Consider the following 8,117-nt stretch of genomic DNA (forward strand, 5'->3'; position numbering starts at 1 on the left):
GCCGGAGCCGGCGCGGCGTCCGGCACCGGCGCGGCGTCCGGCACCGGCGCGGCGGCTGGAGCCGGAGCGGTGAGCGGAGGCGGTGGGAGCGCCGCCGGGCTCGGCCCACGCCTGACCGGTCGGGTCGTGAAGGCCGACGACCCGATCGAAGCCGAGGCCCGTTCGACGCTTGTGCTGCGCTGTGCCGACTGATCCGCGGGGCGGCTCCGGCGTCGGCGCCGCCCCTGCCGGTGGCCCGGGTGGGCTCGGTAACCCTGGTGGGCTCGGTGGGCCTGGTGCCGGCGGCGAGCCCGGCCGGGCCGTCCCCACCGCGACCTACCGGCTGCAGCTGAGCATGGAGTTCTCCTTCACCGACGCGGCCGTCGTCGTGCCGTACCTGGCCACGCTCGGTATCACCCATCTGTACTGCTCGCCCGTCCTGGAGGCGGTCGACGGCTCGACCCACGGCTACGACGTGGTCGACCACGGCCAGATCAGCCCGGAGCTCGGCGGGCAGGCCGGGTTCCGGCGGCTGGTGACCGCGTGCCGCAAGGCAGGCCTCGGCCTGGTGGTGGACCTGGTGCCCAACCACATGGCGATGGCCGCGCCCGAGTCGGCCAACACGGCCTGGTGGTCGGTGCTGCGCGAGGGCGCCGAGTCGCCGTACGCGTCCTGGTTCGACATCGACTGGAACTCCCCGGAGAACCCCGGGAAGATCGTGATCCCGGTTCTCGGGGACGCGCTGGGCACCTGCCTCGCCCGCGGCGAGATCCGGCTGGCCACCGACGAGGACGGCGCCTGGGTGGTCGTCTACCACGATCATGTGCTACCCGTCGCGGACGGGACCGTCGACCCTGACGATGTCGCCGCCACCCTCGAGCGTCAACACTACCGGCTGTGCTTCTGGCGGGTCGCCGGCACCGAGCTGAACTACCGGCGCTTCTTCGACATCACCACCCTCGCCGGCCTGCGTCAGGAGGATCCGGACGTCTTCGCCGCCACCCACCGCCTGATCCTCGACCAGATCCGGGCCGGCGCGATCGACGGCCTGCGGATCGACCACCCCGACGGCCTCGCCGACCCCGAGGAGTACCTGCGCCGGCTGTCCGAGGCCACCGGCGGCGCGTGGACGGTCGTCGAAAAGATCCTGGAGCCCGGTGAGGCGCTGCCCGACACCTGGGCGTGCGCCGGCACCACCGGCTACGACGCGCTGAACCGGCTCACCCGGCTGTTCATCGACCCGGCCTCGGCCAGGGCGTTCAGCACCCTCTACACCGAGGTTACCGACGTCAGGTCCGACTTCGCCACGATCAGCCGCCAGGCCAAGATCGACGTACTCGCAGGCGCCCTGCGCCCCGAACTGGACAGGCTCACCACCCTCGCGCTGACCGAGGCCCGGCGGCGGCGCGCGGACCTCACCCGCGTCGGCCTGCACGAGGCACTGGCCGAGGTGCTGGCCGCCTTCCCCGTCTACCGCGCCTACGTCCGCCCGGGCGCGGCGGCGACCCTGGAGGCCCGCGGGCACATCGTGCGGGCCTGCGCACACGCCCGGGAGTCGCTGCCCCTGCGCGCAAGCGAGATCGGCCTCGTCGAGGAGCTGGCCCTGGCCGGCCCGCCGGAGTTCGTCGTCCGCTTCCAGCAGACCGCCGGGCCGGTCATGGCCAAGGGCGTCGAGGACACCGCCTTCTACCGATACGGCCGGATGATCGCGCTGAACGAGGTCGGCGGCTCCCCCGGCGACTTCCCCGGCTTCCCCGCCGGGCACCCGCACAGCGCGGTGCACGAGTTCCACGAGGCCAACACCACCACGCAGCGGGCCTGGCCACTGACGATGACCACCCTGTCCACGCACGACACCAAACGCTCCGAGGACGTCCGCGCCAGGCTCGCCGTGCTGACCGAGGACCCCGACGGCTGGGGCGAGGCCGTCCGCCGCCTGCTCGCCCTCGGCGAACGGCACACCGACATCGAACACGGCTGGCCGGACCGTCCGACGAGCTACCTGCTCGCCCAGACCCTCGTCGGAGCCTGGCCGCTGCCGGCCGACCGGGTCCGGCAGTATATGCTCAAGGCCATCCGCGAGGCAAAGACCCACACGTCGTGGACCGACCCGAACCCCGGGTACGAGTCGGCGCTGACGAACTACGTCGACGCGGTCCTCGACGACCGGGACTACCTCGCGACGCTGGAAACCTACGTCGCGTCCCTGGTGGAGCTCGGGCGCCAGAACTCCCTGGCCCAGAAGCTGCTCCAGCTCGTCTCCCCCGGCGTGCCCGACGTCTACCAGGGCCAGGAGCTGTGGGACGCCTCCCTGGTCGACCCGGACAACCGGCGCCCGGTCGCCTTCGGCGAACGCGCGAAGCTGCTGACCGAACTCGGCCCCGAACCCGGCAGCCGCAAGCCACCGCCGCTCGACGACACCGGGGCGGCGAAACTGCTCGTCGTCGCCCGCGCGTTACGGCTGCGCCGGGAACACCCGGCGTGGTTCGGCGCCCAGGCCACCTACCGGCCGCTGTGGGCGTCCGGCTCGGCCGCCGACCACGTGGTCGCCTTCAGCCGCTCGGGGTCGGTGGTGGCCGTGGCACCGCGCCTGGTCCTGGGGCTGCGCCGCGGCGGCGGCTGGCGCGACACCACCCTCCCGCTGCCCGACGGTCGCTGGACGGACCTGTTCACCGGCCGCCGCCACGACGGCGGCGTCGCCTACGTCCTACGTCTGCTGCGCGACTTCCCCGTCAGCCTCCTCGTCCGCACCCAGTAACCCGACAATTCATCAGCTGTTTCACACCGGCTTCCGAATAGACCCACATCAAAAGGCCGCCCGGAAGTCGGGCCGACCGAGAGCTACTTTTTTGTAACGGGGGAAATGATGGATGGTTCCATCGATGACCAGATATCGGTCGATCTGAATCTGTGGGGAAAGTCGAAAGGATTACCCGGGCCCTATCCACTGATATGCCATCTCATGGACAGCGGAGCCGCGGCGACGGTCCTGTGGCGGGACTACGTGCCGGAGTCGCTTCGCTCAGCGGTCGCGCGCGGCATGGAAACCGATATCTCGACCGTCGGCCGGCTCATCGCCTTTTGAACGGCGTTGCACGACATAGGGAAAATTACTGCCAGTTTTCAGTCACAGCGAGCACAGAGCGCCCACACCATCGCCGAATACGGTAGGGTGAACGGTTCGATTCGCCACGACCACGCGATACATCTCTGGCTCGGCCCAGCACTGGCTCGGCTGGGCTACCCGGGCCGCTCGGCGCGCGGCCCGGGATTCCGGATCGCCCAGATGCTGGGTGGCCATCACGGCTGTTTTTACCCACTCAAGGAGAACGAGATCCGCCGGCCGGGCCGCCCGGAGCTGGGTGCGGGAGCCTGGGAGGAGCAGCGCCAGGCGACCCTCGAAGTGATCCGGGGAATTTTCGAGCCACCTGCCCCGCCGCAACGGATGAGCATCGACGCTGCGGCCATCATCTGCGGGATCGTGATCCTCGCGGACTGGATCGTCAGCCAGGAAAGTTTCCTGCTGGAACGCCTGCCACACATCCCCGATAGTTCTCTTCCCGATCTTCTGCGTGCACATCACGAACGCACCGAGAAACTTGTACCCGCGCTGCTGGACGCAGCCGGCCTGACCAGGCTACGGCTACGCCAGGGCAGTTTTTGCGACGAGTTCCCCTTTGATCCGAATCCACTGCAGGCGTCGGTCTCCGAAACACTGCCGACTCTTCTCGGCAGTGGGCCGACATTATTTCTGGTCATGGCTCCCATGGGTGAGGGGAAGACCGAGACCGCATTCCATGCAGCCCGGCTGATCGGTGCCGCAGCAGGTACACCGGGATTGTTCGTCACGCTTCCGACGATGGCGACGGCGGACCAGATGTACCAGCGGGTCCGCGCCTACGCGGCGAAACGGGCGGAGACCCCGGCGGCCCTGATCCTGCTGCATTCGATGTCCTGGCTGAACAGCACCTATATTCCCGAACCGACCGACAGCACACCGCTCACCGGTGAGGAGTCCGGTGACAGCCTCAGCAGGCTGGCCGCCACCGACTGGCTGCGAGGCCGTAAACGAGGCCTGCTGGCACCACTGGCGGTGGGGACCGTGGACCAGGGTTCTCGGCCCGGCATGCGATCAACCTCCCACGCGGGAGGGGTCCTGCCGGGACACTTCCATGTCCGGGAGATGTGGAGCGTGACCGACCATCCGCAGGTCACCGTGTGCCGCTACGGTCAGCCGGTGCAGGTCGACGAAGGCATGGCCGACCTGATCCGCGCGCTGTGGGCCGAGGTGGACACCGTTTACTCGTGCCAGGGTGGGCCGCCACCGGCGGATGCGGATCCGCTGGCCTACGTGGCGTTCACGCCGGAGGCGCTGGCCCGGTTCGATGCCTTGGTGCCCCTCCAGCCCGCTCATTGGGAGCGGGATGTAGGGGCCAGTTCAGGGCTGATCGCGGTGCGCTTCTCACTATCGGATGCTTCTTGGCTGATCGACATGTTGATCTCGCAGCAAGTGGCACCGGGGGAATGACCCTCGGCACCACGTAGTGCCTACCGGCGTCAACGGCCGCCGCCACGGCCACGACCCTCGTCGTCGACGAGGTGCCGGGACTCGTGGTCGAGCGGGCAGTCACGGCAGACGGCGGCGTAGCACCGGACGTACCGGTGCAGCCGTCCCCACGCCCGCAGGGGTGATCTGCGGATATGGCGGATGCCACCCGTGCCGGTCCTGCTGTCTCCACGCCCGTGGGATGATCCGAAGTAGTTTTCAAGATTTTCCGAGGGCGAGTGGCAGTGGCTCCGCCAGCACCAGGTGTACCGCCTCCGCCGGGCTATCCGTCTCCCCATGGACGACGAACCCCTGCTCCGCCTGCAGCTCCAGGTCCGCCACGCCATACATGTACACACCCAGGTCCACCCGGACGTGGCGCCGGTACCGGCCGGTCGCGCGCGGGTTGCCAGTGACGTCCTGGCCGTCCGCGTCGTACAGCCGGTAGACCATGCCGGTCTCTGGCTCGACCCGCCAGCCAGGTGCGGCGTCCAGCAGTGCCGCGCGCTGGATCGCCGGCCGCATCGCCAGCGCCAGCGCGTGCCGTCGCGGGTCATCCTTGACCTCCCGGGCGGCGCGGATCAGCCGATCAACGCTGGTCATGCTCTCCATGCCGATCATCTGCCGGGCGGCGTCGCGCCCGTTCCGGGCTGCGGCCTCGGCCACGGGTATCGCCCGGTAGTCCCGGGCGATACCAAGCCAGGTGTGCGGGTCCGCGGCGTCGTAGAGTGCGCGGAGCCCGGCGTTGCCGAGCGGCGCGTCGAACGCGGCCCAGCGGCTCATGTCGATCTCAACGTCATCCATTTCATTCACTATACACCAATGTGTAGTATAATGAAATATTTTTCGTCTTTGCATCAATTGGCCGACGAAATGCATTACTGTAACAACCCGGGAAAATGGGTGAAAATGGCAAGCGGCCACAAGGTGATGGTCCGCAAGGCCGCAGACGTCCCCACGCCCGTGAGGGTGAACCGGCGAGGTCTTCCTGGCCGTGTGGGTGGGGGTGGTTGTCATGCGCTTCCTTTGCCTGGTGTTGGGGTGTGGGGTTCGGTGAATCTGCTGTTCTCGAGGGTGGTGACGTGGCCGCCGAGGCGGCGTACGACGTTGCGGTCGTGGGTGACGACGATGAAGGCCACTCCGGTGCTGGTGCGGAGATCGGTGAGGAGGCCGCCGATGGTGGCCGCGACGACGGGGTGGGGGCGCTGGTGATCTCGTCGCAGAGCAGCACGTCGGGCCGCGCGGCCAGGACGGGGGGCGAGCGCGACGCGTTGCCGTTGCCCGCCGGAGAGCTCATGGGGGTGACGGGTGGCGTGCTCGGCGAAGAGCCCGACCTGCGCCAGCAGGTCGGCGATGTGGGCCGCGCGGTCGGTGATACAGGCGAGCTGGAGCGGCCGGCCGAGGATCTGCGCGACGGTGTGGCGGGGATTGAGCGAGTCGTACGGGTTCTGCGGCACCAGTTGCACGCGCCGTAACTGCTCTGTGTGCCGTTCACGGACGGTGGGCGCGAGCGGCGCGCCGTCCAGGACGGCCTCTCCCCCGGTTCGACGGTGCGGTCCGGCGAGGCGGCGCAACGGGAGGGTCTTGCCGATCCCGGACGGGCCGATGACCGACAGGCACTCGTCGCGGGCGACCTCGACTGAGAGCCGGTCCAGGATTCGCCGCCCGCCGTGCCCAGCGACGAGATCGCGCACGGCCAGGACGATCTCCCCGGCCGGGCCGACCAGCAGGACCTCCTTCCTGCACGGCGGGCATGACGCTTTTCCACCTGGGCATGACGCGCTCCCTACCGCCTCGGGGCGACGGGAGCCGACGGCCCGGGCGCTCGGCTATCCGGTCAGCACCGGTGCCAGGCGGCGCCACTGTTCGGTCGGGAAGGTCGCGGCGGCGGTGTGCTCGCCGATCAGGACCTGGATCGCGACGTGGTCGGCGCCGGCGTCGCGGTATGCGGCCACCCGGGCGGCGATCGTCTCCTCGTCGCCCCAGGCCACCAGGGCGTCGATGAGCCGGTCGCTGCCCGGCGCGGCGAGATCGTCGTCGGTGAACCCGTACCGCCGCAGGTTGTTCAGGTAGTTCGGCAGGTCGAAGTACATGCCCAGTCCGGTACGGGCGATCTGCCGGGCCCGGTCCGGGTCGGTCTCCAGCACCACGGCGAGTTCGGGGGCGAGGAACTTCTCCGGGCCGAGCGCCGCACGCGCGGTCGCCACGTGCTCCAGCGGCACGAGATACGGGTGGGCGCCGTGCGCACGCTCGCCCGCCAGCCGCAGCATCCTGGGCCCCAGCGCCGCGAGCACCCGGGAGCGCGCCGGCACCGCGGGGGACGCGGCGTCGAGACCGTCCAGGAACTCGGTCATCCTGGCCAGCGGCCGGCGGTAGCGGCCGGCCTCGGCCTGGTCGACGATCGGCGCGTGGCTGACCCCGAGGCCGATCAGCAGCCGGTCGCCGTACGTCCCCGTCAGCTTGGCGTACCGCTCGGCGACGGTCGCGGGCTCGTGCATCCAGATGTTGAGGATCCCGGTGGCCACCGTGATCCGGCTGGTGGCCGCCAGCAGCGCGGTGAGCCGCTCGAACAGGCCGCCACCGCCCAGGTCCGGCAGCCAGACGGCCGTGTACCCGAGTTCCTCGGCGGCCACCGCGGCCTCGACGGCCTGCTCCTCCCCGCCGAACCGGAGCCCCATGTTCCAGATTCCGACACCTGTGGGTGTTGTGGTCATCTCCGTCCCCCTCAGCTGCCCGCCACGCCCACGGACGGCCGCGCGTCCCGGACGGCCGAGAACCGGTAGTGCGTAAAGCCCCCCTCGGCCTCCCGCCGCACCTCCTGGATGTAGTTCGGGTAGCCGCCGAAGTACAGCGCCACGCCGTGCGGCTTGCCCGGGATGTTCGCGCCGACGAACCAGGAGCGGATCTTCTCCCCGGCGGGGAACACGGTCGCGTTGAAGAACGTCTCGCACTGCTCGTTGTAGGCCGCGACGGCCTGCGCGGTGGGCTCGATGCGGGTGTGGCCGTGCTCGCGCATGTAGGAGATGGCCTCCCCGATCCACCCGGCGGCCGGCTCGATCATGACCGGCGCGTTCGCGAACGGGATCTGCGGGCCTGCGATCATGAAGAAGTTCGGGAACTCGTCGACGGTGAGCGCCAGATGGGTGCGAGGCCCACCCCGCCACTTCTCCGCGATCGTCACCCCGCCCCTGCCGCGGACGTCGACGCTGGTCAGCGATCCGGTCATCGCGTCGAAGCCCATGGCGAACACGATGACGTCGGCCTCGTACTCGGTGCCGTCGGCCAGCCGCACACCGGTGGGCGTGATGTCGTCCACGGCGTTGCCGCTGACGTCCACCAGCTCGACGTTGTCCCGGTTGAACGTCTCGTAGTAGAAGTGCCCCAACGGCGGCCGCTTGGCGCCGAGCGGATGGTCGGGCTTCGGGCACAGCAGTTCGGCGGTGGCCGGATCCCTGACGATCGTGCGGATCTTGTTGCGGACGAACTCCGAGGCCAGCGCGTTGGACTCCGGGTTGACGAAGATGTCGTCGAAGGTCTCCAGGAAGTAGCGGAACCCGCCCTCCTCCCAGCCAGCCTCCAGAATTCGCTGGTG

At 69.7% G+C, this 8,117-nt stretch carries 5 protein-coding genes and 2 pseudogenes; 3 read left to right on the forward strand and 4 right to left on the reverse strand.

All coding sequences use genetic code 11. The features are described from left to right. The 3 genes and pseudogenes from CM1CMNOD_RS22450 to CM1CMNOD_RS11760 all read left to right on the forward strand — a co-directional run. The coding region (locus CM1CMNOD_RS22450) for a hypothetical protein (protein ID WP_207387488.1) at positions 1–192 on the forward strand (192 nt) is incomplete at its 5' end. Between the two features lie 142 nt (positions 193–334). After that, a complete protein-coding gene (gene treY, locus CM1CMNOD_RS11750) occupies positions 335–2,737 on the forward strand; it encodes a malto-oligosyltrehalose synthase (protein ID WP_050803784.1) in 2,403 nt (800 codons plus the stop codon). Positions 2,738–2,845: 108 nt separating this feature from the next. Beyond that, positions 2,846–4,507: pseudogene (locus CM1CMNOD_RS11760) on the forward strand (CRISPR-associated endonuclease Cas3''). A gap of 237 nt (positions 4,508–4,744) precedes the next feature. Here the strand turns inward: CM1CMNOD_RS11760 and CM1CMNOD_RS21755 are convergent. The 4 genes and pseudogenes from CM1CMNOD_RS21755 to CM1CMNOD_RS21760 form a co-directional block, all read right to left on the reverse strand. Continuing rightward, positions 4,745–5,329 (reverse strand): hypothetical protein, encoded by a 585-nt coding sequence (locus CM1CMNOD_RS21755; RefSeq protein ID WP_157491013.1) that lies wholly within the window; start codon positions 5,327–5,329, stop codon positions 4,745–4,747. Between the two features lie 209 nt (positions 5,330–5,538). Continuing rightward, the gene (locus tag CM1CMNOD_RS11765; RefSeq protein ID WP_013873857.1) at positions 5,539–6,219 is read right to left on the reverse strand and encodes an ATP-binding cassette domain-containing protein; all 681 of its coding nucleotides are present in this window, start codon (positions 6,217–6,219) and stop codon (positions 5,539–5,541) included. A gap of 135 nt (positions 6,220–6,354) precedes the next feature. Then, positions 6,355–7,239, reverse strand: a complete 885-nt coding sequence (locus CM1CMNOD_RS11770; RefSeq protein ID WP_013873858.1) for an LLM class F420-dependent oxidoreductase — start codon at positions 7,237–7,239, stop codon at positions 6,355–6,357. An 11-nt stretch (positions 7,240–7,250) separates the two neighbouring features. Continuing rightward, positions 7,251–8,117: pseudogene (locus CM1CMNOD_RS21760) on the reverse strand (cyclohexanone monooxygenase); the annotation flags it as partial.

This window comes from Protofrankia symbiont of Coriaria myrtifolia (assembly GCF_900634755.1).
Taxonomy (GTDB): domain Bacteria; phylum Actinomycetota; class Actinomycetes; order Frankiales; family Frankiaceae; genus Protofrankia; species Protofrankia coriariae.